The following is a 26,537-nucleotide window of genomic DNA, read 5'->3' as shown; positions in this document are numbered from 1 at the left end:
GTTCCTTTTTTAAGTACACCCTCAGGGATTCGAACCCTGGACCCACTGATTAAGAGTCAGTTGCTCTACCAACTGAGCTAAGAGTGCATTCTTATTTCCTGTTTGCGGGTGCAAAGGTAGTCCTTTTATTTTATTCCGCAAACAATTCCAGGACTTTTTTCGATGGAATCGGTATCTTTTTATTCAAACTCGTATAGTTCGGAAGGAGTAGTCCTCTTTAAAGCACAGAGTTGCACGTCTTTACCTACAATGATACCTTTCTCTCTCAATTTCCATTCAACGGTTTTATAGGCCAGTTCCGGATGGTTGTTATCTTTGCTTAAATGGCAAAGCCAGATATATTGCAAATGCTCAGTGATATTTTCAGCAAGAAACTCTGCGGTGGCGATGTTACTCATGTGTCCGGTACGGCTGGTGATACGCTCCTTTAAGTATTGGGGATAAGTACCCATGCGCAGCATTTCGTCATCGTAATTGGCTTCCAATATCAGATAATTGGCTTTGCAGATATAATGCGCCGCGGTAGGAGTGATTTCTCCAAGGTCGGTAAGGAAAGAGAACACTTTTCCGTCTATCTCGATACAATAACCTACATTGTCCGTACCGTCATGGGGAACTTCAAAAGATTCGATATGGAAATCTTCCAACTGCATAGGTTGTTGCTTTTCCAGATAACGGACGGACGAATGCAGCTTCTCCGTCATACAGTAACTTTTGTTTATACCTTCGTGAATGCGCGCCGTCGTATAAATAGGTATATTCAGTTTCTCTCCCAGTCCGCCTACCGCCTTTATATGGTCGGCATGGTCATGGGTAACGAACACCGCACGTATCATTTCCATATTGATACCTGCCTCTTTTAATCCTTTTTTTATGGTACGGACAGCGATACCGGCATCAATAAGTATTCCGTATTTCTCTGTGCCTATATAGTAACAATTGCCACTGCTACCACTTGCAAGGCTTATAAATCTTACTTTCATTCTAATCTACTTAATTACAAAAAGCCGTCACTTTTTTGAGAAAAAATGACGGCGAAGACAGTGCAAATGAGGGCAGAATTAAGCGTACTTAAATTATGCCGAAAGCAGCCTGTCTTCGCATTGGGCGACAAATATACGGAAAATATGCAATATAAAAGATTATACTTTCTTCTTTTTGTCGATGAATTCGGTGGTTTTGGCAAAAATCAGCAGAGCTACGGCGGCCACCAATCCTATTCCCGCAAAATAATACCAGATATAATGCGCGTTCATACTGGCCGCTTCCCAAGCTTCCCGACTTGCAAACAAAGCTGGATCGGGACAGTATTTGGTCAGTAGCACACCCGCTATGCCAAATCCGAAAATGGATGACAGAAAAGAATGGAGATGGCTGAACCCGAGATACATACCTTCTTCTCCCTCAGGAGCCTGCAATGAGAAATATTCCAAATATCGTGGAGAAATAAAACATTCCGCCAACGCTTGTACCACAATACCGAGTATCATCATCAAGGTAATATTGCTCATTCCCGCAATAACATCGCTGCCCAACAGATTTCCGCATGCCATCAGCAATGCAGAAACAGGAATCAGGAACATACCGATATTCATGGAAGTAATGGCCGTGCGTTTCGCCATCCATCTGGTGATGAAACTTACACAACAAACCACCACAAAAGGATTTACATTGGCTATCCAACCCGGTTTGGCAGTTTCGCCGGCCATACGGATAACATATTTAGGCATTGTGGCGTACAGTTGCTGTTGCACCATCCAGAATCCCGTTACAATAAGGATAAGAATCAATAAACGCCAGTTTGTGATGATGCGCAGAAAACCTCGTCCTATCTCACTCATACTTTTACCTTCACCTGCCGTATGCGCCGATTTATACAGAAGAATAACGGACAACAACGCCAGAATGGTCATTGAGGCGGAAAAGAAATTGATATAGATATAAGCCTGCTCGCCGATAGCGTTGCGCAACGGATCGATAATGGTCTTTCCTGTAAAAGCGCCGAAGTTCACCATCATATAAAAGATGGAATAACCGCGGGCACGGGTTACTTCGGTGGTTTCTTTCGCCACCGATGCGGAAATAACAGACTTAATGAACGAACCGCCAAGCATGATGACAAACAGCACAGGAACAATCATCCAGCGTTCACTGCTATCGGTCAGTCCCGAAAAGCGTGTCACTTCGCCATATTCCACCAGTCCGGCTGCTTCCAGCAAGGTAGGTAACACTCCCAAGCCCAAATAACCCGCAGACAACAAAGAGAATGCGATAATCATCGATTTACGGAAACCTATCTTATCGGCATAAGCTCCGGTAAATATGGGAAGCAGATACAGCCCGCCCGAGAACAGACCGGAAATCATACTCGCCTCAAAATCATTGAAACCTAAAATACTGGACAGATAAATGGTGAGAACAATAAATACGGCATAATACGCCATGCGTTCAAAAAGTTCTACCGTGTTGCTTACCCAAAAGGCCTTGCTAAAACCTTTGGCATTAGTTTGGGGTGATTGAGTCATCCTTTACTGATTAATTATTACGTTTTTATTACTTATCTTTGCGGCAAAGATAGACAATAACAATAAAACGGACAACGTATGACAGACAAAATAGAAGTTGTGGCATTCGATGCGGACGATACCCTTTGGGAAAACGAGCTTTATTTTCAGGAGTTCGAACATAAGTTCTGTGATTTGCTAAAAGCATATCAGCCATCGGCAACAGTCTCGCAGGAACTGTTTAAGACAGAGATGAAGAACCTACACATGTATGGATATGGTCTGAAAAGCATGATGCTCAGTATGATTGAAACCGCATGCCGGATTACCGACGGAACAGAAAACATGCATTGCGTGGAAGAAATCATCAAATTGGGACAGGAACTTCTGCAAAAGCCCGTCACGCTTTTAGACGGAGTAGAAGATGTATTACTCCAACTGCAAGGAAAATACAAGCTGGTACTGGCAACCAAAGGAGACCTGTTCGACCAAAGAAGAAAGGTGATGAGCTCGGGACTGATGAAGTACTTCTGCCACGTTGAAATAATGAGTGACAAGAAAGAAGCCGATTATCAAAAACTTCTCGACACCATGAAATGCAATCCGCGAAATTTCCTGATGCTGGGAAACTCCGTCAAATCGGATATACTGCCGGTATTGGAGTTAGGCGGATATGCCGCCCACATTCCTTACCATATTACCTGGCAATATGAAACCCATGACGGAAACATAACAAACCCCAACTTCATCCAATTAAAGAACATCAAAGATATAACGGAACACCTCTTATAAGGTAATCTGTCATTCAGAGCGCAACGAAGAATGACAGATAGTATAAGTCTAAAATCAGCAGTATTTAATAAAAAGCCCTTCCACGCTCGCCATAAAGTATCAAGTGTGGAAGGGCTGATTTTAATTATCTCGTCCTTGTCTTAGAACTGGAAGAACTTCTTAGCGTTGTAGTAGCTGATATCTTCAATCATCTGATTTACGCGTTCCATTTCAGCAACAGGAATTTCGCCGTTTTCCACATCACGACCTACGAGGTTACACAATGTACGACGGAAATATTCATGACGCGGATAGGAGAGGAAAGAACGTGAGTCTGTCAACATACCTACAAAACGGCTCAGCAAACCAAGTACGGAAAGTGCGTTCATTTGCTTTTCCATACCGTCTTTCTGGTCGAGGAACCACCAGCCTGAACCGAACTGAATCTTACCGGCAATCGTACCGTCCTGGAAGTTACCCAGCATAGTAGCGATTACTTCATTGGCACACGGGTTCAGATTATAAAGAATGGTCTTGGTCAGTTTGCCTGCCGAATTCAAGCGATCGAGGAACTTAGCCATTGCTTTAGCAGTAGTAAACTCACCGATAGAGTCAAAACCGGTGTCAGGCCCGAGCAACTTGAACATTTTACTGTTGTTGTTGCGGATGGCTCCATAGTGGAATTGCTGTGTCCAGCCCTTCTCCCAATCCATTTCACCAAAGGCAATCAGCATAGCCGACTTGAACTTCAGGATTTCTTCCTTGGTCAATTCGGCGCCGCCATACACTTTATTGAAGATTGCCTTGATTTCCGCATCCGTATAATCTTCCGCATAGAATTCTTCGATACCATGATCGGACAGTTTACATCCTTGAGCGGCGAAGAAGTCATGACGCTTGCGCAAAGCGGCAATCATATCGTCGAAAGTAGAAATAGCCACACCGCTCACTTCCGCCAGCTTCTCTACATAAGCGCGGAAATCAGCAGGAACTTCTACCGCCATCGCCTTGTCGGGACGCCAAGTAGGCAACATCTTGATTTCAAAGCCGCTTTCACGGGTCTTGATATGATATTCCAGTGAATCGACGGGGTCATCGGTCGTACAAACAGCTTCCACGTTGTAACGGCGCATCATGCCGCGAGCCGAGTATTCGGGTTGTTTCAGCTTCTCGTTACATTCGTCATAGATTTCACGTGCGGTTTTAGGGTTCAAAATCTTGTCGATGCCGAATGCAGTCTTCAATTCCAAGTGCGTCCAGTGGTACAAAGGATTACGGAAAGTATAAGGTACGGTTTCCGCCCATTTCTCGAACTTTTCCCAATCGGTGGTGTCCTTACCGGTGCAGAAACGTTCGTCCACGCCGTTGGTACGCATTGCGCGCCATTTGTAGTGGTCGCCACCCAACCAGATTTCCGTCAGTGACTTGAATTGGTAATCGTCTGCTACCATTTGTGGAATTAAGTGACAGTGATAGTCGATAATCGGCATTTTAGCCGCATGTTCGTGGTACAACTTCTGTGCGGTTTCTGTCTGCAACAGGAAGTTCTCGTCCATAAAGTTTTTCATCTTCTTGTGTTTTAAGTATCTAAAAAAATTACTTTCTTGTTATTACACCTATATAGTATTGATTGTAAAGCTGATAGGCCTGATAAGGCTTTTTGCTTTTATTAACCGTTATCGAACACAAAAGTAGAAATTTTACTTGGAGAAACAAAATAATTCGTATCTTTGCGGCAAATATTTATAATATTTAAGTTTTGAACGTAAGACCTTTAAACGCCTTTAGGTAGGAGAGAATGGAAAACAAGAATTATACGATAAAGGACATTGCACGTATGGCAGGCGTGTCTGCCGGAACTGTAGACCGTGTGCTCCATAACCGGGGCGACGTATCCCGCGCAAGCAGAGAAAAGGTTCAGAAAGTTCTTGATGAAATAGATTATCATCCCAATATGTTTGCCATAGGTCTGGCGGCCAAAAAGCGTTATCATGTGGTATGTATCATACCTTATTATATAGAGCATGATTACTGGCATTCCGTGGCGCGGGGAATAGACCGAGCCGCGCAGGAAATGCGTCCGTTCAACGTAGGCGTGGATTACCTGTTTTACAGCCATGCAAACAAGCCTTCTTATCAAGAGGCATGCACGCGGCTTCAATCCGAATCCGTCGATGCGGTATTGATTGCTCCGAATTTTCAGGACGATACTTTGAAACTGACATCGTATCTGGAAAGCAAGAATATACCTTACGCCTTTATCGACTTCAACATGGAGCAGACCCATGCTTTATGTTATATAGGCCAGGACTCTCAGGTCAGCGGATACATTGCGGCCAAGATACTGATGCGCCGTTACCGGGAAGGCCAGGAGCTGGTGCTTTTCCTGAACAACCAAAAGAACAGCCCCGCCGAGGTGCAGATGCAACGCCGTCTGGAAGGTTTTATGCAATACCTTGCCGCCGAGCACCGGAATCTGATTGTACACGACTTTGTTCTCCACAAAGAAAACACCGACGCTAATGAAAAGCAGCTGGATACTTTCTTTGCCGAACATCCCAAAGTCGCTTTAGGAGCCGTCTTCAACTCTCGCGTATACCAAGTGGCAGGCTACTTGCAGAGAAAGAAGCAAAAGCTGGACGCGCTGGTAGGTTACGACCTGCTTCAAAAGAATGTGGAATACCTGAAAAGCGGCGAGGTGAACTATCTTATCGGACAACGCCCCGGATTGCAAGGATATTGCGGCGTTAAAGCGTTATGCAATCACATCGTATTCAAGAAGCCGGTGACTGCCGTAAAGTATATGCCCATCGACGTTCTGATGAAAGAAAACATCGACTTCTACTTCGAATTCGAGTAGTTCCCCAAGCATCGTACAATTTAAATCATAATCCATAAATCATAATTAAAATCAGTTTTAAGATGAAAGCATTAAACAAACAGACGGCTCCCAAGTCCGTTGCTCCCGAGCGAATTATCCAATTCGGTGAAGGTAACTTCCTTCGTGCATTTGTAGACTGGATTGTTTACAACATGAATCAGAAAACCGACTTCAACAGTAGCGTTGTAGTGGTTCAGCCCATAGAAAGAGGTATGGCAGAATGGCTGAACGGCCAGGACTGTCTTTACCACGTCAATCTGCAAGGCCGTCTGAACGGTGAGGCTGTCAACAGCCTGACGCGTATCGACTGTATCAGCCGCGCATTGAATCCGTATTCTCAAAACTCCGCATTCATGGCGCTTGCCGACCAGCCCGAGATACGTTTCGTTATCTCCAACACAACGGAAGCCGGTATTGCATTCGACCCGAATTGCAAATTCACCGACGCTCCCGCATCGTCTTATCCGGGCAAACTGACTCAGCTTCTGTACCGTCGTTTCAAAACTTTCAAGGGCGACAAGAGCAAAGGTCTTATCATCATGCCTTGCGAATTGATTTTCCTGAACGGCCATCACCTGAAAGAATGCATCTACCAGTACATCGAACTGTGGAAAGATGACTTCGGCGCAGATTACGAGAAGTTCAAGACTTGGTTCACAAAGTACTGCTACGTATGCGCTACTCTGGTAGACCGTATCGTTCCGGGCTTCCCGCGTAAGGAAATCGCGCAGATTCAGAAGAAAATCTGTTATGCCGACAACTTGGTTGTACAGGCCGAAATCTTCCATCTGTGGGTTATCGAAGCTGCCGAGAACCTTTCTCTCCGCCAGTTGGCAGAAGAATTCCCCGCAAACAAGGCAGGCATGAACGTACTCTTCGTGAAGTCCGAGGCTCCTTACCACGAAAGAAAGGTAACCTTGCTGAACGGTCCTCACACCGTGCTTTCTCCGGTGGCTTACCTCAGTGGCGTAAACATCGTGCGCGACGCCTGCAACCACCCTGTTATCGGCAAGTACGTCCGCAAAGTACAGTTCGACGAGCTGATGCAGACATTGAATCTGCCCATGGACGAATTGAAGAAATTCGCCGCCGATGTATTGGAACGTTTCGACAATCCTTACGTAGAACATCAGGTGACCAGCATCATGCTGAACTCTTTCCCGAAATACCAAACCCGCGACCTGCCGGGCTTGAAGACTTATCTGGAACGCAAAGGCGAACTTCCGAAAGGACTCGTGCTCGGTCTTGCCGCCATCATCACATATTATAAGGGCGGTGTGCGTGCCGACGGTGCGGAAATCACTCCGAACGACGCTCCCGAAATCATGCAATTACTGAAAGACCTTTGGGCGACAGGCGACACCCGCAAAGTAGCGGAAGGCGTATTGGCAGCCAAAGACCTTATTTGGGGCGAACACGGGGACTTGAACACCATCCCGGGATTAACGGATATGGTTACCGGTTTCTTGAACTCCATTCAAGAAAAGGGTATGCTGGAAACAGTGAAAGGTATTCTCTAAACAAGAACCGATATATAACGAAAGAAAACAGGGTAAGACTTCGGTTTTACCCTGTTTTTTTATACCTGCCACACTAAATATAACAGTAGTTATATGATGCCCGGCCGACTTTTTTCATGTACCTTTACCAGATAATACATATTCATTAAAATCCGAACAAATAATGGAAAACAACTCCGACTTAAACAACCAGGCAGCCCGATACACCCTATGCTTCAACGACTGCTGCGCTAAGGCCGAAAGCTGCTTGCGACACAGTATGACACACTACAATACGGCGAAAAACATCCGACTGTCCGTTATCAATCCCCTCTGTTATCCGGAAGCGGGAAAGGAGTGTCTGCATTTCCGTACAAACAAGAAGATACGGGTAGCGTGGGGTTTCAAAAACCTGTACGATGACATGCCCGCACGCATTTCCCGCGCCATCCACCTCAATTTGGAAGCCATCTTCAATCATTCTCCCTATTACCGATACCGCAATCAAAAGTTGGGACTTACTCCGAAGCAACAGGAATGTATCCGCCAAGTGTGCAGGAAACATGGTTGGAACAAGGAGATCGCTTTCGACCGATACACCGAAGAATACGACTGGTAGGCATCCCGCCCGCGTTTCCCTGCGGAACCGCCGATTTTCTCCCGCATGATATTTTAATTTCCAACGGTTGGTACAAGGAATACCAACCGTTGGTACGTCTTGTACCTTACTATGGTACACGTCGTACCACAGTAGGGTACAGGCCGTACCACGCTGAGGTACGGGACGTACCAAAGGCAGGAACTCCCTGGTACATACACAGGTCTGATAGACAGTGAAGTATACAATATGAATTTGCGAACATATTTTTCCTATCTTTGTTCCCTGTATCAGTAAGATTACCCAAATATAGAAAAATGAAATACGGAGTAAACAGGAAAGTATTGCTTATCACCGCCGGAATCGTGTGGATGGCAGCCGGAGCCAATATCCTCCGGATAGGAATCGTGACATGGCTGACGGATTCACAATATTGGCTGTTCAAGATAGGAGAGGCTACGGTTGTATTTCTTCTGTTCTTTTTGCTGGTCTTCAAGAAACTCTACTACAAGCACACCAAACGTATCGAACAAAAAAAGAAAGAGAAGAATTGCCCTTTCTCTTTCTTCGATGTAAAAGGTTGGATTGTAATGGTCTTTATGATAACGTTCGGCATTACGATACGCTCGTTCCATTTATTGCCGGACGCGTTTATTTCGGTATTCTATACCGGGCTTTCGCTTGCGCTCATGTCCACCGGGGTATTGTTTATACGCTATTGGTGGGTAAGCAGAAAAAGCAATCTGTTTACTCCGCCGCCCGAAGAATGAAGGTGGTGGCGCCGATGGTTACAATAGCTCCGTCCTCAATACGGACACGGTCTTTATCGCCCAGAATTTCATTGTTAAGGAAAGTACCCGTCAGGCTCGGAGCGTCACGCAGCGTATAAACGAGTTTGCCCTGTTTGTTGCGTTTCACGTTGATAACGCAGTGGTTGCGGTCCATGCTCATATCCGAGGTTTCTATCGGGACATTGATAACCGTTCCTACGCAGCGACGGCCTATCTTATTGTCGCCCTCTTGCAAAGGCAGCACTTGCTTGAAGCCAAAGACATTCTCAATGACCGTAATGTTTCCGAAAGCTTCCTTGTATTCGGTCTCGTCCGGATTCTCTTCTTTCTGCGGCGCTTTCATTTTCGTCTTGCCCAAACGTATGCTGAATTGCTTTTTGCAGTTCTCGCAGACAAACACCAAGGACTGGCCTTCCGTGTATTTTGTTTCGTCGAAAGTCAGATAGTTCTCACATTTGGGGCAACGGATACGTTTCATTGAATTGATGGATAGTTGGTAATTAATAATTCACTATGGAGAAAGTCATCTTTTCAGCACCCAGGCGTTCTGAAACGCTTCATCCTGACGAATCTTATTTAAAGCGCGATAGGCTTCCGCTTCTGTGGCGCACGACTGAATGCTGACACGCATTTTGCCGTCACCGATAATCGCTTTGGCGCCGGTATGGCCTTTGGCAATCAACCGCTGCGCCATGGCATCGGCATCCTTTTCGGTTCCTACGCTGGCAATGATGATATGGTAAGGCGTCTTGACGGGCTGAACGACAGGAACGACAGCTGTCGTTTCCGTTTTAGGCTGAACGGGAGCCGCTGCGGACTGCCTGCGGACTTTCACTTCTTTCACGGCAACAGGGGCGACGACTTTTTTACCCGCAGACTGCGACAGGCCGGTTTGAGAGGCTTTCGCCTTCTTAGCGGCTGCCTGCTGATGAACGACAATCGGAGTAATAACCAGCGATTGCTTTTCTATCTGCTCGAATAACTCACCGGGCAGCAGACGGGCATAGTTGGCCTCCACCACTTCCGTATTCTCTATGGGCGCGGAAAAGAAGAAGAACAGAGCCACAATGGCAATCATGGCAACCGCATTGGTCAGATAAGAGGGGTTGATACGAATCTCGTACTTACGCTTCTTTTCTTCCCGGACAACGGGTGCGAAAGGAATGGTCTTGCTCTCGTAAGGCTTACGCAGAACGGCCAGTTCCTGCATCTCGAAACTGTCGAGCCCATATAAGTAAGGAGTGGTAATCTTATTGTCGTACGGTACGAAATCGTAGGCATCGTGAATGTTGTAGCGCAACTCGCCGATATTGGGCAAATCCGCTTTGCCATTCTCATGGAGAAGCGACAGCAGCTCTTTCACCGATTTATCCACAATCCTGGTGGCATCGGAAAAGTCCGTACCGTACACAGCCATATAGGATTGCACCAGCAGTCCGTCATTCATCTTCAACTGCGGATTGAAACCGATAATACGGGTGGGGGGCAGGAAAGTATTTTCTTCCGCCACTCTCATTGCCGGAGTATAATGAGCGACAAATCCGCCCAAACCCGGAACAATGACACAATCATTCTCCAATAACAATACTTCTATGTGCTGCGCTAATTCAATCATGTTGCAAAAGTAGCGGTTTTATCGGATATACGCCACTTTCGGACAGCTTTTCTTATTAACAACTTATAAACACGGCGAACTTTGGAAACTCCTTTATCGCCCATGGCCGATATATTAGATTTTTTTCCTACTTTTGCACCGTCTTCCACATCTCTCTTTAATTAGGACTATAAACTATATTATATATTTTGAAATGAACACAGATAACTGTCAGCACTTAACCAGATACAGACTATTCACCATCATGCGTATCCCTATCTGTTTATTGGCCTTTATTCTCATGGGCGGCAACATGGCAACGGCGCAGGTTTCTCCTTTCGTGGAATACGGGGCTACCGTGCATACGGGAGACAACACTCCTTTATGGCAAGTAAGCAACCAACAGGGGCTCGGCTCTGTTTATGACAATACATACATACGGGGCGGACTGGGCTACAAGCATCAGCTCGGCAAGTGGAAATTCGAAGAGAAGCTGGACATGGTAGCTGCCGTGGGCATGAACTTCAAAGGCGACAAGGACATCTTTATCCAGCAGGCATATATAGACGCGCGTTACAAGTGGCTGGGGCTGTTTGCCGGAAGCCGTGAGAAAGGCGCTCCGTTGCTGAACAACGCTTTGAGCAGCGGTGACATGACATGGTCGGGCAACGCCAGGCCGATTCCCCAAATCATGGTGGGCATCCCCGAGTACCTTTACATACTTCCGCGCCTCGCCATCAAAGGTGAAATATCTTACGGATGGTTCACCGACAACAAATACCAGGAGCGCAAAGTAGGAGCAGGGCATTGGTACACAAAAGACATCAAGTATCATCACAAAGAGGGATTTATCCGCGTCGGCGTGCCTAATGGAAAATGGCAGCTCGACATCGGCATGACGCTCGATACGCAATTCGGCGGAAGCATAGTAGATTCGAACGGCAACGTAGCCAATCTGGGAAACACGTTGAAAGATTATTTCAGAGTATTTATTCCCGGCGCCGGCGATGAAGACAAGCCGTGGAACGACAGCAACTTCTTTCAGGGCAACTTCCTGGGCAGCGAGCAAATAAGGCTGACCCACCGTTCCGATAAGTTCTCAATCAGCGCATATCTGTGCAACCACTTCGACGACTTTTCCGCCATGGGTAAGCAGAACGGCTGGGACGGATTGTGGGGACTTGAAATGAGTTTCAACCATTTCAAACCTGTCAACGCGGTTGTGTTCGAGTTTTTGCAGACTACCAACATGAGCGGTCCGCTGCACGGCTTGCACGAACCCGAAGAAGGCCCTGTGCACAAAACAGGCGGCTCCGACAACTATTACAACAACGGCCTTTACCCCGGCTGGGCGCATTGGGGCATGATGATAGCCAATCCGTTGATTGCGTCGCCCATCTATAATAAAGACGGCGACATGACCTTCAAGTACAACCGTGTAAAAGCGTTGCACATCGGCTGGAGCGGACAGATAAGTCCGGAATGGAGCTACATCGCCAAGATGAGCCACAACAGGACGTGGGGTACTCCCGGCGCTCCCACGCTGGATATTCTGGAGAACTTTTCGGCCTACGCCTCGTTCTCTTATGCTCCCGAAAGATGGAAAGGCTGGAACTTCAACGCTTCTCTTGCCTTGGACATGGGAGAGATATACGGAGATAATTTCGGATTTCAATTAAAGATACATAAATCGTTCTAAAGCAATGAACTACATACAAACAGAAATTGATGGCGTATGGATCATCGAACCGAGAGTGTTCAATGACGCGCGCGGCTACTTTATGGAAGCGTTTAAAGAAGAAGAATTCCGTGCCAACATCGGCGATGTACATTTCGTACAGGACAACGAGTCTAAATCTTCTTTCGGTGTATTACGCGGACTGCATTATCAGAAAGGCGAATACAGTCAGGCCAAACTGGTACGTGTCATAAAAGGCAAGGTACTGGATGTTGCGGTCGACCTGCGCCGTTCGTCTCCTACATTCGGCAAGTACGTCAGCGTGGAGCTGAGCGAGGAGAACAAGCGTCAGTTCTTTATTCCCCGCGGCTTTGCCCATGGCTTTTTGGTGTTGAGCGACGAGGCAATCTTCACTTATAAAGTAGATAACGGCTATGCACCGCAGGCAGAGGCCTCCATTCGCTTCAACGACGAAACCGTCGGTATCGACTGGCCGGTTGCGGAATCTCAATTCATAGTATCAGAGAAAGACGGACATGCCGTATCGTTCAAAGATGCGGAATATTTTGAATAGGATATGAAAATAGCCATTGTCGGTACGGGATACGTCGGCTTAGTAACCGGTACTTGTTTTGCAGAAATAGGCGTCAACGTTATTTGCGTCGATACGAACGGCGAAAAGATAGAAGCGCTGAAGCAGGGAGTGATTCCAATCTACGAAAACGGACTGGAGGAAATGGTAAACCGGAACGCGAAAGCGGGACGCCTGCAATTCACTACTTCTTTGGAAAGTTGCCTGGACGAGGTAGATGTTATATTCAGCGCTGTGGGTACTCCGCCCGATGAAGATGGCAGCGCGGACTTGAGTTATGTGCTCGAAGTGGCGCGTACCATCGGACGCAACATGACGAAATACGTACTGGTGGTAACCAAGAGTACCGTTCCGGTGGGCACTGCCGGAAAAGTACGTGCGACGATTCAGGCTGAACTGGATAAACGGGGAGTACGAATAGAGTTTGACGTTGCTTCCAATCCCGAATTCCTGAAAGAGGGAAATGCCGTGGCCGACTTTATGAGCCCCGACCGGGTAGTGGTGGGAGTAGAGTCCGAACGGGCAAAGCAGCTGATGAGCAAGCTCTACAAACCGTTCTTGCTGAATAACTTCCGCGTCATCTTCATGGATATCCCATCTGCCGAAATGACAAAGTATGCGGCTAATTCCATGTTGGCTACCCGCATCAGCTTCATGAACGATATCGCCAATCTGTGCGAGCTGGTGGGAGCTGACGTCAATATGGTGCGCAGCGGCATCGGCTCCGATACGCGTATCGGCCGCAAGTTCCTCTATCCGGGCATCGGGTATGGCGGTTCGTGTTTCCCGAAAGACGTAAAGGCGTTAATCAAGACCGCCGAACAGAACGGTTATCGGATGCGTGTGCTCCAAGCAGTGGAGGAGGTCAATGAAAAGCAGAAAAGCGTCTTATTTGAAAAGCTGCAGCGACACTTCAGCGGCGATTTGCAGGATAAGACAATCGCCTTATGGGGATTGGCTTTCAAGCCGGAAACAGACGATATGCGCGAGGCGCCTTCGTTGATTCTGATAAACAAGTTGCTGAATGCGGGCTGTAAAGTGCGCGTGTACGATCCGGCCGCCATGACGGAATGCCGCCGCAGGATAGGCGATAGCGTCTGCTACGCTACCGACATGTACGATGCCGCACTCGATGCGGATGCCTTGATGCTGGTGACGGAATGGAAAGAGTTCCGCTTGCCGTCATGGGCTGTCATCAAAAAGGCCATGAGAACCCCGGTGTTATTGGACGGTCGCAATATCTACGAAAAGAAAGAAATAGAAGAACTTGGATTTACCTACCACTGTATAGGTAAATAAAGGAAGGAGACAGACATGAAAAAACTCGTAATAGAGTTGTGTTGCGTCATAGTGTTGGCTGCATGCGGTAATGGTAAGGAGCAAAATACTGTCGAAGAGGACTCTACGGCCAAGGCTCTGCTTCAAGGCGTTTGGATAGATGATGAAACCGAACTGCCCTTGATGCGCATAGAAGGAGACACCATATACTATGCCGATCCCCAGAATATCCCCGTATCATTTAAGATTATACGAGATACGATATATGTGTACGGCAACAATACCGTAACCTACAAGATTGACAGGCAGACCGAGTACAGCTTTTGGTTTCATTCATTGGCGGATGAGATTGTAAAGCTGCATAAATCGGAAAGTCCCGAGGATGCGCTTGCCTTTGAGAACAGGGAAGTGGAAGTCATACCCACTACGGAAGTAGTGAAAAAGGATAGCGTAGTAATGTACAAAGGTACACGCTACCGGGGATATGTGTACATCAATCCCTCGAAGATGAAGGTTGTCCGCTCGTCCTATTCAGAGGGTGGCATCAGTGTGGATAATGTTTATTACGACAATGTCATACATATCTGCGTGTATGAGGGCAGGCGGATGTTGTATGGCAAAGACATTACCAAGAAAATGTTTGCCGGTATCTTTCCTGAGGAGACTTTGAGCCAAATGATTCTTGCCGATATGAATTTTATGGGAGTTGACAACGAAGGCTACCGATACCAGGCAACCTTACGCGTACCGGAAAGTTCCGTATACAGTCTGGCGGATATTACAATCGGATTCGACAATCGGACGGAGATAAAAAAAGCGGAATAAATTCCGCTTTTTACTTATTCTTGTTTCTTTGCCCGGGCAGGCTTTTTGCCGCCTTCCCTGCGTTTGTTGTTATTCCGGTTACCGCCTTTGCCGCTTCCGCTTTTTTCGTTTCCGCCGCTCCGGCGTCCGCCGCCTTTGAAGTTGCTGCGTTTGCGTCCGTCATTGGAGCGCGGTTTATACTCGGGGGCTTCGCCCAATTCTTCCGGCACCGGTATCTTATAGATTTCCTTTTCCAGAAAATTCTCTATGCCCTTGAAGTTCGTCTGTTCCTTTTCGTTGACGAAAGTAAGAGCTACGCCGTCATTGTTGGCACGTGCCGTACGTCCGATGCGGTGTACGTAGTCTTCGCTGTCATGCGGCACATCATAATTGATAACCAAGCGGATATCGTCTATATCGATACCGCGCGCCACAATATCGGTGGCAACCAATATATTGACCCGACCCGCCTTGAACTCGTACATTACTTCCTCGCGCTGCGCCTGCTCGAGGTCGGAGTGCATTTCCCCGACGTTCAGCTTCATCTGCTTCAGCGCTTTGGTTACTTCTTTCACCTTCAGCTTGGAAGAGGCGAAGATTATGACGCGTTCGGGCGTCTGCTCGGCGAAAAGACTGCGGATGATTCCTAACTTTTGGTTCTCATAGCATACATAAGCGGCCTGCACAATCTTTTCGGCAGGTTTGGAAACGGCAAGTTTCACTTCTGCCGGATCGTTCAGGATACTCTGCGCCAGTTGCTGTATCTTGGCAGGCATCGTAGCCGAGAACATAATGGTCTGACGTTCTTTAGGCAGGTATTTCACAATCTGCATAATGTCATCATAGAATCCCATGTCCAGCATGCGGTCTGCTTCATCCAGAATGAAGTAGGAGACGCGTGAAAGGTCTACATATCCCAGACTGAGATGCGCTATCAGGCGTCCCGGAGTTGCGATTACAACATCCGCACCCAAAGTCAGACCTCTTTTTTGCTGCTCGAAAAGCACTCCGTCATTACCGCCGTACACAGCCACGCTGCTCACCGGCATGAAATAGGAGAAACCCTCCATTTGCTGGTCTATCTGTTGTGCCAACTCCCGTGTAGGTGCCATTACTATACAGTTGATGGAATCTTCGGGATGCCCGCCTTCCGAAAGCTTGTTCAATATGGGCAACAGGTACGCGGCGGTTTTTCCGGTTCCGGTTTGTGCAACAGCTATCAAATCCCGGCCTTCGAGTATAACTGGTATTGATTTTTCTTGTATGGGGGTGCACTCGTCGAAACGCATTGCATCCAGTGCTTCAAGCACGTTGTCGTTTAATTTTAGTTCAGAAAACTTCATGAATTTCGTTATATTTGCCACAAAGATAATGCAAACCGAGAACAGAATAAAATGAACTTGTTCATTTTTTATGCCGAGGTGCAGCTTATTTTCGTATTTGGTACAAAGATAATGCAAACCGAAAGTAGAACAAAATAAGCTTGCTAAAAAATAAGCTCCTGCGATAATTAATTATCGCAGGAGCTTACGCATATATGGTATGAACTTATTTTATCGTGGAATATCTATATAAGAATCTTTGAATCCCAGGAAGTAAAGCACTCCGTCCAGACCGATTGTGTTGATGGACTGCTTGGCATTTGCCACGACCTTAGGCTTGGCGTGGAAAGCGATACCCAATCCGGCGATACCCAGCATCGGCAAATCATTGGCGCCGTCACCCACCGCAATGGTTTGGGCTATGTCTACTTTCTCAACTTGCGCTATCAGGCGCAGCAGTTCGGCTTTGCGCTTGCCGTCCACTACATCGCCGAGATAACGTCCGGTCAGTTTGCCGTTCTCTATTTCCAGTTCATTGGCATAGACATAGTCGATACCATATTTCTGCTGGAGATAACGCCCGAAATAAGTGAAACCGCCCGAAAGGATGGCAATCTTATAACCGTATTTCTTCAGAACATACATCAGGCGGTCAACACCTTCCGTAATAGGCAGGTTCTCGGCGATCTCCTGCATGACAGACTCGTCCAGGCCTTTCAGCAGAGCCACCCGCTCGCGGAAGCTTTCCGTAAAGTCTATCTCTCCACGCATGGCACGTTCCGTAATAGCCTTTACCTGCTCGCCGACACCTGCACGTATGGCCAGTTCGTCTATAACCTCGGTCTCTATCAATGTAGAGTCCATGTCAAAGCAAATAAGGCGGCGCATACGACGATACATATTGTCCAGCTGGAAAGAAAAGTCCATTTCCAGTTCGCTGGCCAGTTGCATCAGCTGCTCCTGCATGGCTATGCGGTCTTTAGGTGTGCCTCGTACGGAGAACTCAATACAGGCGCGTGTTTTCGTATCGCATTCATCCAGCGGAATACGTCCCGTAAGGCGCTTGATGGCATCGATATTCATACCTTGCTCCGCCAGAATACGGGTAACCGCCGAAATCTGGCGGGCAGACAACTTACGTCCGAGCAGCGTGAGAATATAACGGTTCTTACCCTGCATGCTCACCCAGTTTTCATACTCTTGCGCCGTAATAGGATAGAAGCGGATAGTGACACCCAAAGACGATGCCTTGAAAAGCAACTCTTTCATGATAAAGCCGGAATGTTGTTCTTCCGTTTTACATAGGATACCCAATGACAGGGTGTTATGGATGTCGGCTTGTCCGATGTCGAGGATGGTCGCATCGTACTTGGCAAGAATTTCTGTAACCGAAGCCGTCAGTCCCGGACGGTCTTCACCTGTTACGCGGATAAGAATAAGTTCTGTACTTAATGGTTGCATAAGTTGTCTATTAATAGGATAACAAGCCACAAAAGTAAGGAAAAATCTCGCCTTTTATGCTAAATAACATAAAAAAGTGCACTAAAAAAGTGAGAAAATTGCTTGTTTATTTGGAAGTTACTTTAAGAATTACTTACCTTTGCACCCGATTTCAGAATTAAAGGCTTTGAGTATCAATGAATTCCTCTCATTGCAAGGTCTGAGAAGATGACGTTCCGGGAAGAAATCACTGCCAAAAAGGACAGTCCCGGATAGTATTAACCAAAATCGTGTTACATGAAATATGTAAAATGGATTTTTGTTGTATTACTAATTGGTTCCTTGACTTCTTTTGTAGAAAAAGACAAACCGACCGGTGGTTTGAATGTGGGTGACATAGCCCCGGACTTTAAAATCCAATCTATGTCTGCCGGGCAACCGTTAGCCGAACTTTCAGACATGAAAGGCAAATATGTGTTGCTTAGCTTTTGGGCAAGTTATGACGCGCACTCCCGGATGCAAAACGCAAGTTTGAGCAATGTGCTTCGTTCCGCTTCCCGCAATGAAAATGTGGAAATGGTTTCCGTCTCATTCGATGAGTACCAATCTATTTTTAAGGAAACTGTTCGTAAGGACCAAATAGTTACGCCCACTTGTTTCGTGGAAACTAAAGGCGAGTCCTCCGGCTTATTCAAGAAATATCGCTTAGGCCGCGGATTTACTAACTATTTATTAGATGAGAATGGTGTGATTATTGCCAAAAACATCTCTGCTGCAGAGCTTTCAGCTTACTTGAATTAAGCGCTTCAATGCACAACGCTGCAACGAAGGGATTAAAGAACCTGTAAGAAGAAAGTGGGGTTTCTTCCGACAACGGGCGGTCTGTCCGCTTGAAAAGAAGGAAGAACAAAACAAAAGAGGAAATGAATACAACAAAAAAGCCGTCCCGCACTTGTGGAAACACAAGAGCGGGACGGCTTCTTATTTTATAATATCCTGTGACTTGCCTTGGCGACAGCTTCCTGCAATAACTTACTTCGGCGCTTTCTTATACAGGTAGAATGCTATGAATGCATAAAGCAGGTTCGGTATCCATACCGCAATGACGGGCGGCACATTACCGTTCACCGCAAATGTGGAGGCAATCGTTTGGAACAGAATGTACGAGAAACTTAATCCCAAGCCTATACCCAGATGCAATCCCATACCGCCTTTTGTCTTTTTCGAAGAAAGAGATACACCTATCAGCGTCAGGATGAACGAGGCGAAAGACATGGCTATACGTTTATGATATTCTATCTCGAACTCCTTGATATTGGCAAAACCACGCTGCCGTTGCCTGTCTATATACTCGCTCAGCTGAGGGCTGGTAAGCATCTCCTGCTGGTTCTTCATGATAAGGAAGTCGGCAGGCTCCATAAACAGGATGGTATCCAGCCGCTCTCCTTTGACGATACTTTCGCGCATACCGTCCATTTCACGAATCATGTAGTCTTTCACTTTCCATTTATGCACGGCTGCCGTATCGTAGGTGATGCTGCGTGCAGTGAGGTGAGACACCAGCTGTTTGTCCTTGAACTTATCGAGTGAAAAGCGATAACCCGTTTTGCTGTAATCCTCAAAACGCTCTATATAGGCAATGACTCCCGAATCGACTTCCAACTGAATATTGCGGGCTGTGGTGGACTTACGGGGCTTATAGTATTTATCCTCGAAATTAAGTCGCGTGACGCTGCCTTTAGGAATGACGTACGAACCGAGACAGAACGTAGTGATCGCGATGATAGCCGCCGACACCATATAAGGACGCAGCATACGCTTAAAGCTCATTCCCGTAGAGAACATTGCGATAATCTCCGAGTTCTCCGCAAGCTTGGAAGTAAAGAAGATTACCGCGATAAAGACGAACAGCGGGCTGAACAGATTGGCAAAGTAGGGGATGAAGTTCATGTAGTAATCGAAGATAATGGCTTTCCACGGCGCTTCATGGGACATAAAGCGGTCCATTTTCTCATTAAAGTCGAATACTACGGCGATGGAGATAATCAGGGCTATGGCAAACACGTATGTTCCCAGGAACTTCTTGATGATGTACCAGTCCAGCCGCTTGAGGAACTTGTTTTTCCCGACAGGCAGTTTTATATTTTTCAGTATCTTCCGGTCAATCTTGCTCATAATCTTGTCGATACACGTTGTACCATCATCGGTTTCCATGTAGAGAAATCACCGGCGATAATATGCTTGCGGGCTTCACCGGCAAGCCAGAGGTAAAACGCCAGATTGTGAATGGAAGCAATCTGCATGGCCAGCAACTCCTGCGCATGGAACAGATGGCGCAGATAGGCCTTACTATATAATGTATCTACGTAAGATGCGCCGTCCGCCTCAATAGGAGAGAAGTCGGTTTCCCATTTCTTATTACGCATATTGATGATACCGTCTTTGGTGAACAGCATCCCGTTACGTCCGTTGCGTGTAGGCATCACGCAGTCGAACATGTCAACTCCGCGTTCGATGCCTTCCAGAATGTTCACAGGCGTACCTACCCCCATCAGATAACGGGGTTTGTCTTTCGGAAGAATCTCATTCACCAACTCTATCATTTCGTACATCTTCTCCGTAGGTTCACCTACGGCCAGACCGCCGATTGCATTACCCTCGGCTCCTTTAGAGGCTATGAACTCCGCCGACCGTTTACGCAGGTCGGGATAGACACATCCTTGCACGATAGGGAAAAGCGCCTGATGATAACCGTACTTGGGTTCCGTTTCGTTGAATCGCGTGATGCAACGGTCCAGCCAACGGTGCGTCATTTCCATCGACTTCTTGGCATAGGCATATTCCGCATCGCCCGGAGTACATTCGTCAAACGCCATCATTATGTCCGCTCCGATAGTACGCTCGATGTCCATTACCCTCTCCGGAGTGAAGACGTGCTTGCTTCCGTCGATGTGCGAACGGAACTCGGCGCCTTCTTCGCGCAGCTTGCGGATACCCGCCAATGAAAAGACCTGGAAACCGCCGCTGTCGGTCAGCATCGGACGGTCAAAGCCGTTGAACTTATGCAGTCCGCCGGCTTTCTCTATAACATCCAATCCGGGACGCAAATAAAGATGATAGGTATTCCCTAATATAATCTGCGCCTTTATATCTTCTTTCAATTCTGTCAGATGCACGCCTTTTACGGTTCCCAACGTACCTACCGGCATAAAGATGGGAGTTTCAATCTGCCCATGGTCAGTGGTAATCAAACCTGCACGCGCATTCGTCTTGCTGTCTGTGTACTGTAACTCAAATGTCATTCTTCTTACTTTTCTATCTTTTCTTTTTTAACGGACAAGTCGATGGCATCAGCTACCTTTTCATCAGTCAGCGCAATGGCAAACACCTCTTTTACGTCTTTCACATAGTGGAAAGTCAGTCCTTTCAGATAAATTTCCTGTATCTCTTCAATGTTCTTGCGGTTCTCGTCGCTGAGGATAATCTCCTTGATGCCGGCACGTTTGGCAGCCAGAATCTTTTCTTTGATGCCACCGACGGGAAGCACTTTTCCACGGAGCGTGATTTCGCCCGTCATGGCAAGGTTGGCTTTTACTTTTCTCTGCGTAAGTGCGGATGCCAGCGAAGTAGCCATCGTTATACCCGCCGACGGACCATCCTTGGGAATAGCTCCTTCGGGAACATGAACATGGATATTCCAGTTGTCGAAAATATCTTCATCGAGATTCAGCAGCGAAGCATGTGCCTTAATGTACTCCAGCGCCAGCATAGCCGACTCTTTCATTACATCACCCAAGTTTCCGGTCAGCGTCAGGCGGCCGCCTTTGCCGCGACTGAGACTGGTTTCGACGAACAGAATCTCACCGCCGACAGCAGTCCACGCCAAGCCGGTAACCACACCGGCATATTCATTGCCTTGATACTTGTCGCGCGTATATTCGGGAGCGCCCAGGAATTCGTACAAATCGCCCGGCTTAATTTCGGTCTTTGCGAAATAACCGTCCGTAGCATATTGACGAGCCGATTTACGCAGAATCTTTCCAATCTTCTTCTCCAACTCACGCACACCGCTTTCACGGGTATAAGACTCTATAATCGCTTCCAGCGTATTCTTGGGAATCTTGATATCGTTTTTCTTCATACCGTTTGCTTCCAACTCTTTGGGAACCAAATGGCGACGGGCAATCTCTATCTTTTCCTCGGTGATATAACCGCTTACTTCAATCAACTCCATGCGGTCGAGCAACGGTCCGGGAATCGTATTCAGATTATTGGCGGTAGCAATGAACATCACTTTCGACAAATCATAATCCACATCCAGGAAGTTGTCGTGAAACGTAGTATTCTGCTCCGGGTCGAGTACTTCGAGCAGAGCGGAAGAGGGGTCTCCCTGACGGTCGGCGCTCACCTTGTCTATCTCATCCAATATAAATACCGGATTTGAAGAACCGGCTTTAATCAAACTTTTGATGATGCGTCCCGGCATCGCTCCGATATAAGTCTTGCGGTGTCCGCGTATTTCGGCTTCATCGTGCACGCCACCCAAAGACATACGGATATACTTCCGCTTCAAAGCAGCCGCAATAGAACGCCCCAAAGAGGTTTTACCCACACCCGGAGGGCCATACAGGCAGATGATAGGCGACTTCATGTCTCCCTTCAACTTCAATACGGCGAGGTGTTCCAATATACGTTCCTTTACTTTCTCCAAACCGTAATGGTCTTTATTCAACGTCTTCTCGGCATTGGTCAAGTTCAGATTATCCGTTGTATAAACGCCCCACGGCAGACTCATCATGGTTTGCAGATAGTTCAGTTGCACACTGTAATCGGGCGATTGCGGATGCATGCGCTCCAACTTATCCACTTCTTTCAGGAAGGTGCTTTTTACTTCTTCATTCCATTTTATGGTTTCCGCTTTTTTACGCATCTCTTCCAATTCCTGCTCCTGGCTGCCGCCACCCAGTTCATCCTGAATGGTTTTAATCTGCTGTTGCAAGAAATACTCGCGTTGTTGCTGGTCTATATCCTCGCGGGCGCGCATCTGGATAGATTCCTTGATTTCGGCGAGCTGAACTTCCCGGTTCAGAATTTCGAGCAAACGATAGGTGCGGGCACGCAATGCGTCAATGCGCAGCAACTCTATCTTTTCATCCTTCTTCAAGGGCAGGTTAGTGCAGATAAAGTCCACCAGAAACATCGGGTTGGTAATGTTCTTGATGGCAAATGCAGAATCCTGCGGAAACATATCCGAAGATTTGATATAGCGTACGGTCAAGTCTTTGCACGCTTCTACCAATGCCTGGAACTCCTTATCGTCTTTTGCGGGAATTTCCTCATTAAGCGTGCTTACACGTCCTTTCAAATATGGAGTAACTTCCGTTATCTCTTTCAATTCAATGCGTTTGGAGCCTTGCAGGATAACGGTAGTCGTCTGATCCGGCATTTCCAGCACACGGACAATCTTGGCAACCGTACCTATTGTATGCAGGTCCTCAAACAAAGGCGTTTCCGTATCAGCTACTTTCTGACACACCACGGCGATATATGTACCTTTCTTTTCTGCCTCACGCACCAATTTCAGGGAAGATTTTCTTCCGACAGACACCGGCATAAACACACCCGGAAACAAAACCATGTTCCGCAGAGGTAATACCGGCAGGATTTCATCAACCTCAATATCCATCAATTGTTCTTCATTCCCCTCAAAATCAGCAATTACAGAAAACGCATTTTCATTCCTATCTTCGATATCACTCAAGTAATTTCTTTTCTTCATCTCATTCTTTTTAGTTTATGTCATATTGGCAGGCCAATAAGGCGTCTGCAAAGTTAGCTATTTCTTCTATTAAATAGGCGTTCCTTTCTTTAAAAAGACAAAAACGATGCCAAAATTGCCGCTATTTTGGCGGCTTTGATTATTTTTGAGTCCGATTAACAAAAACAAATATGCCGAATCCTTATTTCCAGTTCAAACAATTTACCGTCCGGCACGACAAATGCGCCATGAAAGTAGGTACAGACGGAGTGCTATTAGGGGCGTGGGCTCCGGTTCAAGATGCTAAACGAATTCTTGATGTAGGAGCGGGTAGTGGTCTAATATCCTTACAATTAGCGCAGCGTAATCCGGAAGCCGCAATTACCTCTGTCGAAATAGACCCAGCAGCGGCGGCGCAAGCCCAAGAGAATATTCAATCGTCCCCCTGGAGCCATCGGATGGAAGTGGTATGCTGTGACTTCCGCAAGTATCATCCGGAAGACAGATTCGACCTGATTGTTTCCAACCCGCCTTATTTTGTCGATGCCCTGAAATGCCCGGACAATCAGCGCTGCATGGCACGGCACACGAGTGAACTGAGCTATGAATTGCTCTTCGGACATTCGGCACATTTCTTATCGGAACGGGGAAGTATAAGCATTATTATTCCGGCGGAAGTTGAAAAGACGGTGGTTGATACAGCTTGGAAGTATAATTTTCATCCACATCGCCGCTTGTATGTTTTTACCAAACCCGGAAAACCTTGCCGGCGCGTGTTATTGACTTTCGGCTATCAGGATGTACCATGTATCGAGGACAGTCTTTACATAGAAGGAGAGAAGCACGGACAGTTTACCCCGGAGTACATCGCCCTGACCAAAGACTTTTATTTGAGAATGTAAGCTGTGCAAATTCGTCTTGCGGAATAAATATATTCATCCTGAGAGACGGATATATTTGTCTTGTGAGACGAATTAATTCGTCTCGGGAGATGGTTTTATTTATCTCACGAGACAAATCCTTATATAGCAAAAGAACAAGGATTCACCCGCTAACCCGTATAAACAGGTGTGTGGAAGGTGAAGGGCAAAAGTACAAACCCTGTTTATTTATGTATAATCCATCGTCGTCGGAGAGTATCTATGATACAAAAAACGAGCCACTGAATTTCAGTAGCTCGTTTTTTGTCGGGGTAGCGGGATTCGAACCCACGACCCCCTGCTCCCAAAGCAGGTGCGCTAACCGGACTGCGCTACACCCCGAGTGCTTTACTTCTTAAAAGCGAGTGCAAAGGTAAAATCTTTTTTGATATAGACCAAATCTTTTTATGATTTTATCTGAAATAAAATTATAAAAGTCTGGGAAACAATATACGGGAACAGTTAATTATTCTCTGCCTCTTTGATACGTTCTCTTTTATATCTATTTTTGTAGAAATAATCTTAATAAAATCAGAGAATATGAAGTTGACCAAACCTATTTTACTTGTTACCGTTATTCTGTTGGGATGTGCTTCCTGCAAAAATAAAGCCGGAAATACAGAACAGGAAAGCGCAAAGCCCGGTACAGAGGAGATTAACGATTCCGTATATCATGCACAAGGCGTAGTTATGGATGCTACCATGAATGGATTCACAATGGTTACCCCGAAAAACGATACCTTATATATAAGTACAATGGATCAGGATATAGCCTTGGAAGAAGGACTATCAGTAGGAGATACATTAGAGGTTTCGTACACGGTTACCGAAGATGAACCCGGCATTAACATTGCATCTGCCATAACGAAAATACATTAACTCACTTTTAAAAACATATAGTATGAAGAAACTTTTATTGGCAGCCGCCGTATTGGTTATTGCAATGGCCGCTTGTAATGAAAAGCAAAGCAAAGACTCTATCATTGGCTCATGGGTAATGCCTATCGAAGGACAGCCGGGAAAAATGCAGGGTATCAAACTGGAAGAGGGCGGGGATGCATCTTCCATTAATATGGCTACGCTGGTATATAAATATTGGGAGCAACAAGGAGATGAACTTTATCTCACGGTAAAAAGCATTGGTAATGGTATGGAGATAGAGGGGATAGACACCTTAAGAATTGAGAAACTTACGGCTGACTCATTAATCTTAAATTCCAATTACGGCTATACACTACGTTATGTAAGAGAAAAGTAAGATAATAAAGGGGAATGCGCAACAGTCCGTATTCCCCTTCCTTTTTATACCCAAAGAACCATTATTTCATTCTTGCAGCAATAGCCAGCAGCACCCCGAGCACAACACCCAAAATAGCGGCAAACAAAACTCTTACCTCGCCCGGTAACAAGAAAGTAATGGTGTGGGCGGGGTACCAGAAAAAAGGAATCGTTTTCTTAAAAACAAAATTCCATTGCGCATCCCAATTAAGATGCGTAATGATACGCGTCATCGGGATAGGGGTAATAAGACTGCGAAGCGAACCGCCACAATCCAGAATATGTGTATCCGTTATCTTGTGAAATGTCATGAATACAGGGGCAAAGATTGTGTTCATGGCAACAGATATAGCCAGAGCAATCCATAACTTGTCCAAACAGAAACCGCCGTTAATTATCGCCGAGGCATCCGCCATCCCCATATACTCCATAAACTGCGGCACACCTTTAGAAAAGACAATCATCGCCATATTGATTCCCATCCCTAAAATACCCCATACAACCGCACGGGAAAGTACTCCGAATCCTTTTCTGTTATATACTCCGGCACTGATGCGAAGCCCCAGCATCTCACCTAAAGTAGCAAGCACTCCGAATTTCAGGAAACTCATTACCATACCATGTGTGGCATTGAAAGACTTATACCAGCCGTAAACCGCATCACTCACGAAAAAAGGTAAGAAGATTACGATTAGGACGAAAACGAAAAGGAAATCTTGCTTTTTCATTCAAATGTTGTGCTTTTCATTAATAATAACAGCAAACATACTAAAATAAATTCAATATCAAAGCAACCAGACAAGCAAAACCGGTAAATCAAAGCAAAAGT

At 46.3% G+C, this 26,537-nt stretch carries 24 protein-coding genes and 2 tRNA genes; 13 read left to right on the top strand and 13 right to left on the bottom strand.

Annotation, left to right across the window (positions count from 1 at the left end; genetic code table 11):
* Positions 1 to 14 precede the first annotated feature (14 nt).
* From I2F54_RS04485 to I2F54_RS04475, 3 genes are all read right to left on the bottom strand, one after another.
* Positions 15 to 87 (bottom strand) — tRNA-Lys (locus tag I2F54_RS04485).
* A gap of 92 nt (positions 88 to 179) precedes the next feature.
* Positions 180 to 983: an MBL fold metallo-hydrolase gene (locus tag I2F54_RS04480; protein ID WP_022219129.1), complete on the bottom strand. Its 804-nt coding sequence runs from the start codon at positions 981 to 983 to the stop codon at positions 180 to 182.
* Positions 984 to 1,142: 159 nt separating this feature from the next.
* Positions 1,143 to 2,525 carry a peptide MFS transporter gene (locus tag I2F54_RS04475; RefSeq protein ID WP_195500603.1) on the bottom strand — a complete coding sequence of 461 codons (1,383 nt, stop codon included), beginning with the start codon at positions 2,523 to 2,525 and terminating at the stop codon, positions 1,143 to 1,145.
* A 78-nt stretch (positions 2,526 to 2,603) separates the two neighbouring features.
* Between I2F54_RS04475 and I2F54_RS04470 the strand changes: the two genes are divergently transcribed.
* Positions 2,604 to 3,296: an HAD family hydrolase gene (locus tag I2F54_RS04470; RefSeq protein ID WP_022219128.1), complete on the top strand. Its 693-nt coding sequence runs from the start codon at positions 2,604 to 2,606 to the stop codon at positions 3,294 to 3,296.
* Positions 3,297 to 3,436: 140 nt separating this feature from the next.
* Here the strand turns inward: I2F54_RS04470 and uxaC are convergent, their stop codons facing one another.
* The gene (gene uxaC / locus I2F54_RS04465; protein ID WP_022219127.1) at positions 3,437 to 4,843 is read right to left on the bottom strand and encodes a glucuronate isomerase; all 1,407 of its coding nucleotides are present in this window, start codon (positions 4,841 to 4,843) and stop codon (positions 3,437 to 3,439) included.
* Positions 4,844 to 5,073: 230 nt separating this feature from the next.
* On the opposite strand from uxaC, the gene I2F54_RS04460 reads away from it, so the two are divergent.
* The 4 genes from I2F54_RS04460 to I2F54_RS04445 all read left to right on the top strand — a co-directional run bounded on the left by I2F54_RS04460 (position 5,074) and on the right by I2F54_RS04445 (position 9,023).
* A complete protein-coding gene (locus I2F54_RS04460) occupies positions 5,074 to 6,135 on the top strand; it encodes a LacI family DNA-binding transcriptional regulator (protein WP_195500602.1) in 1,062 nt (353 codons plus the stop codon).
* A 62-nt stretch (positions 6,136 to 6,197) separates the two neighbouring features.
* Positions 6,198 to 7,676: a tagaturonate reductase gene (locus I2F54_RS04455; RefSeq protein ID WP_009120952.1), complete on the top strand. Its 1,479-nt coding sequence runs from the start codon at positions 6,198 to 6,200 to the stop codon at positions 7,674 to 7,676.
* A 163-nt stretch (positions 7,677 to 7,839) separates the two neighbouring features.
* A complete protein-coding gene (locus I2F54_RS04450) occupies positions 7,840 to 8,274 on the top strand; it encodes a DUF6078 family protein (protein WP_195500601.1) in 435 nt (144 codons plus the stop codon).
* Between the two features lie 296 nt (positions 8,275 to 8,570).
* The gene (locus I2F54_RS04445) at positions 8,571 to 9,023 is read left to right on the top strand and encodes a hypothetical protein (protein WP_129618390.1); all 453 of its coding nucleotides are present in this window, start codon (positions 8,571 to 8,573) and stop codon (positions 9,021 to 9,023) included.
* On the opposite strand, the gene I2F54_RS04440 is transcribed toward I2F54_RS04445, so the two are convergent.
* Both I2F54_RS04440 and I2F54_RS04435 read right to left on the bottom strand, forming a co-directional pair.
* Positions 9,001 to 9,522: an FHA domain-containing protein gene (locus tag I2F54_RS04440; RefSeq protein ID WP_009120949.1), complete on the bottom strand. Its 522-nt coding sequence runs from the start codon at positions 9,520 to 9,522 to the stop codon at positions 9,001 to 9,003. The two genes, I2F54_RS04445 and I2F54_RS04440, sit on opposite strands and share 23 nt — an antisense overlap.
* Before the next feature lie 45 nt (positions 9,523 to 9,567).
* Positions 9,568 to 10,659, bottom strand: coding sequence for an HU domain-containing protein (locus I2F54_RS04435; RefSeq protein ID WP_195500600.1), 1,092 nt, complete (start codon positions 10,657 to 10,659; stop codon positions 9,568 to 9,570).
* Positions 10,660 to 10,903: 244 nt separating this feature from the next.
* On the opposite strand from I2F54_RS04435, the gene I2F54_RS04430 reads away from it, so the two are divergent.
* Genes I2F54_RS04430 through I2F54_RS04415 form a run of 4 tightly spaced genes read left to right on the top strand, consistent with a single transcriptional unit; the run spans position 10,904 to position 15,011 of the window.
* Positions 10,904 to 12,337, top strand: a complete 1,434-nt coding sequence (locus I2F54_RS04430) for a capsule assembly Wzi family protein (protein ID WP_009120946.1) — start codon at positions 10,904 to 10,906, stop codon at positions 12,335 to 12,337.
* Between the two features lie 4 nt (positions 12,338 to 12,341).
* On the top strand, positions 12,342 to 12,890 hold the full coding sequence (gene rfbC, locus I2F54_RS04425) for a dTDP-4-dehydrorhamnose 3,5-epimerase (RefSeq protein ID WP_009120945.1): 549 nt from the start codon (positions 12,342 to 12,344) through the stop codon (positions 12,888 to 12,890).
* Between the two features lie 3 nt (positions 12,891 to 12,893).
* The gene (locus I2F54_RS04420) at positions 12,894 to 14,207 is read left to right on the top strand and encodes a UDP-glucose dehydrogenase family protein (protein ID WP_009120944.1); all 1,314 of its coding nucleotides are present in this window, start codon (positions 12,894 to 12,896) and stop codon (positions 14,205 to 14,207) included.
* Positions 14,208 to 14,222: 15 nt separating this feature from the next.
* Entirely contained in the window at positions 14,223 to 15,011 is a 789-nt protein-coding gene (locus tag I2F54_RS04415) for a DUF4738 domain-containing protein (protein WP_195500599.1), read from the top strand.
* Between the two features lie 14 nt (positions 15,012 to 15,025).
* Here the strand turns inward: I2F54_RS04415 and I2F54_RS04410 are convergent, their stop codons facing one another.
* On the bottom strand, positions 15,026 to 16,333 hold the full coding sequence (locus tag I2F54_RS04410) for a DEAD/DEAH box helicase (RefSeq protein WP_195500598.1): 1,308 nt from the start codon (positions 16,331 to 16,333) through the stop codon (positions 15,026 to 15,028).
* Positions 16,334 to 16,543: 210 nt separating this feature from the next.
* Positions 16,544 to 17,773, bottom strand: a complete 1,230-nt coding sequence (serB, locus tag I2F54_RS04405; RefSeq protein ID WP_009120941.1) for a phosphoserine phosphatase SerB — start codon at positions 17,771 to 17,773, stop codon at positions 16,544 to 16,546.
* Positions 17,774 to 18,049: 276 nt separating this feature from the next.
* On the opposite strand from serB, the gene I2F54_RS04400 reads away from it, so the two are divergent.
* Positions 18,050 to 18,553, top strand: coding sequence for a thioredoxin-like domain-containing protein (locus tag I2F54_RS04400; RefSeq protein WP_005654168.1), 504 nt, complete (start codon positions 18,050 to 18,052; stop codon positions 18,551 to 18,553).
* A 231-nt stretch (positions 18,554 to 18,784) separates the two neighbouring features.
* Here the strand turns inward: I2F54_RS04400 and I2F54_RS04395 are convergent, their stop codons facing one another.
* Genes I2F54_RS04395 through lon form a run of 3 tightly spaced genes read right to left on the bottom strand, consistent with a single transcriptional unit; the run spans position 18,785 to position 23,531 of the window.
* Entirely contained in the window at positions 18,785 to 19,927 is a 1,143-nt protein-coding gene (locus I2F54_RS04395) for an LptF/LptG family permease (protein ID WP_009120940.1), read from the bottom strand.
* Positions 19,924 to 21,054, bottom strand: a complete 1,131-nt coding sequence (tgt, locus tag I2F54_RS04390; protein WP_022219119.1) for a tRNA guanosine(34) transglycosylase Tgt — start codon at positions 21,052 to 21,054, stop codon at positions 19,924 to 19,926. The genes I2F54_RS04395 and tgt overlap by 4 nt, the downstream gene beginning before the upstream one ends.
* A 5-nt stretch (positions 21,055 to 21,059) precedes the next feature.
* Positions 21,060 to 23,531 carry an endopeptidase La gene (lon, locus tag I2F54_RS04385; protein ID WP_009120938.1) on the bottom strand — a complete coding sequence of 824 codons (2,472 nt, stop codon included), beginning with the start codon at positions 23,529 to 23,531 and terminating at the stop codon, positions 21,060 to 21,062.
* A gap of 170 nt (positions 23,532 to 23,701) precedes the next feature.
* On the opposite strand from lon, the gene I2F54_RS04380 reads away from it, so the two are divergent.
* A complete protein-coding gene (locus I2F54_RS04380) occupies positions 23,702 to 24,412 on the top strand; it encodes a tRNA1(Val) (adenine(37)-N6)-methyltransferase (protein WP_022219117.1) in 711 nt (236 codons plus the stop codon).
* Between the two features lie 285 nt (positions 24,413 to 24,697).
* Here I2F54_RS04380 and I2F54_RS04375 read toward each other — a convergent pair.
* A tRNA-Pro gene (locus I2F54_RS04375) sits at positions 24,698 to 24,772 on the bottom strand.
* A 198-nt stretch (positions 24,773 to 24,970) separates the two neighbouring features.
* Between I2F54_RS04375 and I2F54_RS04370 the strand changes: the two genes are divergently transcribed.
* Together I2F54_RS04370 and I2F54_RS04365 are read left to right on the top strand one after the other, a co-directional pair.
* Positions 24,971 to 25,309 (top strand): hypothetical protein, encoded by a 339-nt coding sequence (locus I2F54_RS04370; RefSeq protein WP_087411954.1) that lies wholly within the window; start codon positions 24,971 to 24,973, stop codon positions 25,307 to 25,309.
* A gap of 22 nt (positions 25,310 to 25,331) precedes the next feature.
* Positions 25,332 to 25,688, top strand: coding sequence for a lipocalin-like domain-containing protein (locus I2F54_RS04365; protein ID WP_009120928.1), 357 nt, complete (start codon positions 25,332 to 25,334; stop codon positions 25,686 to 25,688).
* Positions 25,689 to 25,749: 61 nt separating this feature from the next.
* Here I2F54_RS04365 and I2F54_RS04360 read toward each other — a convergent pair whose 3' ends face one another.
* The gene (locus tag I2F54_RS04360; RefSeq protein ID WP_118045656.1) at positions 25,750 to 26,436 is read right to left on the bottom strand and encodes a hypothetical protein; all 687 of its coding nucleotides are present in this window, start codon (positions 26,434 to 26,436) and stop codon (positions 25,750 to 25,752) included.
* Positions 26,437 to 26,537: the final 101 nt, after the last annotated feature.

It is taken from the genome of Bacteroides clarus (assembly GCF_015555825.1).
GTDB lineage: Bacteria > Bacteroidota > Bacteroidia > Bacteroidales > Bacteroidaceae > Bacteroides > Bacteroides clarus.
This window is presented reverse-complemented; position numbering and strand designations above follow the sequence as displayed.

Bases quoted from the DNA above. Each gene is read 5' to 3' on its own strand.
- I2F54_RS04420 (WP_009120944.1), top strand. From the start codon at position 12,894: ATGAAAATAGCCATTGTCGGTACGGGATACGTCGGCTTAGTAACCGGT.
- lon (WP_009120938.1), bottom strand. From the start codon at position 23,531: ATGAAGAAAAGAAATTACTTGAGTGATATCGAAGATAGGAATGAAAAT.
- I2F54_RS04415 (WP_195500599.1), top strand. From the start codon at position 14,223: ATGAAAAAACTCGTAATAGAGTTGTGTTGCGTCATAGTGTTGGCTGCA.
- tgt (WP_022219119.1), bottom strand. From the start codon at position 21,054: ATGACATTTGAGTTACAGTACACAGACAGCAAGACGAATGCGCGTGCA.
- I2F54_RS04400 (WP_005654168.1), top strand. From the start codon at position 18,050: ATGAAATATGTAAAATGGATTTTTGTTGTATTACTAATTGGTTCCTTG.
- I2F54_RS04460 (WP_195500602.1), top strand. From the start codon at position 5,074: ATGGAAAACAAGAATTATACGATAAAGGACATTGCACGTATGGCAGGC.
- I2F54_RS04370 (WP_087411954.1), top strand. From the start codon at position 24,971: ATGAAGTTGACCAAACCTATTTTACTTGTTACCGTTATTCTGTTGGGA.
- I2F54_RS04475 (WP_195500603.1), bottom strand. From the start codon at position 2,525: ATGACTCAATCACCCCAAACTAATGCCAAAGGTTTTAGCAAGGCCTTT.
- I2F54_RS04470 (WP_022219128.1), top strand. From the start codon at position 2,604: ATGACAGACAAAATAGAAGTTGTGGCATTCGATGCGGACGATACCCTT.
- I2F54_RS04395 (WP_009120940.1), bottom strand. From the start codon at position 19,927: ATGAGCAAGATTGACCGGAAGATACTGAAAAATATAAAACTGCCTGTC.
- I2F54_RS04450 (WP_195500601.1), top strand. From the start codon at position 7,840: ATGGAAAACAACTCCGACTTAAACAACCAGGCAGCCCGATACACCCTA.
- I2F54_RS04410 (WP_195500598.1), bottom strand. From the start codon at position 16,333: ATGAAGTTTTCTGAACTAAAATTAAACGACAACGTGCTTGAAGCACTG.
- serB (WP_009120941.1), bottom strand. From the start codon at position 17,773: ATGCAACCATTAAGTACAGAACTTATTCTTATCCGCGTAACAGGTGAA.
- rfbC (WP_009120945.1), top strand. From the start codon at position 12,342: ATGAACTACATACAAACAGAAATTGATGGCGTATGGATCATCGAACCG.
- I2F54_RS04430 (WP_009120946.1), top strand. From the start codon at position 10,904: ATGCGTATCCCTATCTGTTTATTGGCCTTTATTCTCATGGGCGGCAAC.
- I2F54_RS04380 (WP_022219117.1), top strand. From the start codon at position 23,702: ATGCCGAATCCTTATTTCCAGTTCAAACAATTTACCGTCCGGCACGAC.
- I2F54_RS04440 (WP_009120949.1), bottom strand. From the start codon at position 9,522: ATGAAACGTATCCGTTGCCCCAAATGTGAGAACTATCTGACTTTCGAC.
- I2F54_RS04455 (WP_009120952.1), top strand. From the start codon at position 6,198: ATGAAAGCATTAAACAAACAGACGGCTCCCAAGTCCGTTGCTCCCGAG.
- I2F54_RS04480 (WP_022219129.1), bottom strand. From the start codon at position 983: ATGAAAGTAAGATTTATAAGCCTTGCAAGTGGTAGCAGTGGCAATTGT.
- I2F54_RS04365 (WP_009120928.1), top strand. From the start codon at position 25,332: ATGAAGAAACTTTTATTGGCAGCCGCCGTATTGGTTATTGCAATGGCC.
- I2F54_RS04360 (WP_118045656.1), bottom strand. From the start codon at position 26,436: ATGAAAAAGCAAGATTTCCTTTTCGTTTTCGTCCTAATCGTAATCTTC.
- I2F54_RS04435 (WP_195500600.1), bottom strand. From the start codon at position 10,659: ATGATTGAATTAGCGCAGCACATAGAAGTATTGTTATTGGAGAATGAT.
- I2F54_RS04445 (WP_129618390.1), top strand. From the start codon at position 8,571: ATGAAATACGGAGTAAACAGGAAAGTATTGCTTATCACCGCCGGAATC.
- uxaC (WP_022219127.1), bottom strand. From the start codon at position 4,843: ATGAAAAACTTTATGGACGAGAACTTCCTGTTGCAGACAGAAACCGCA.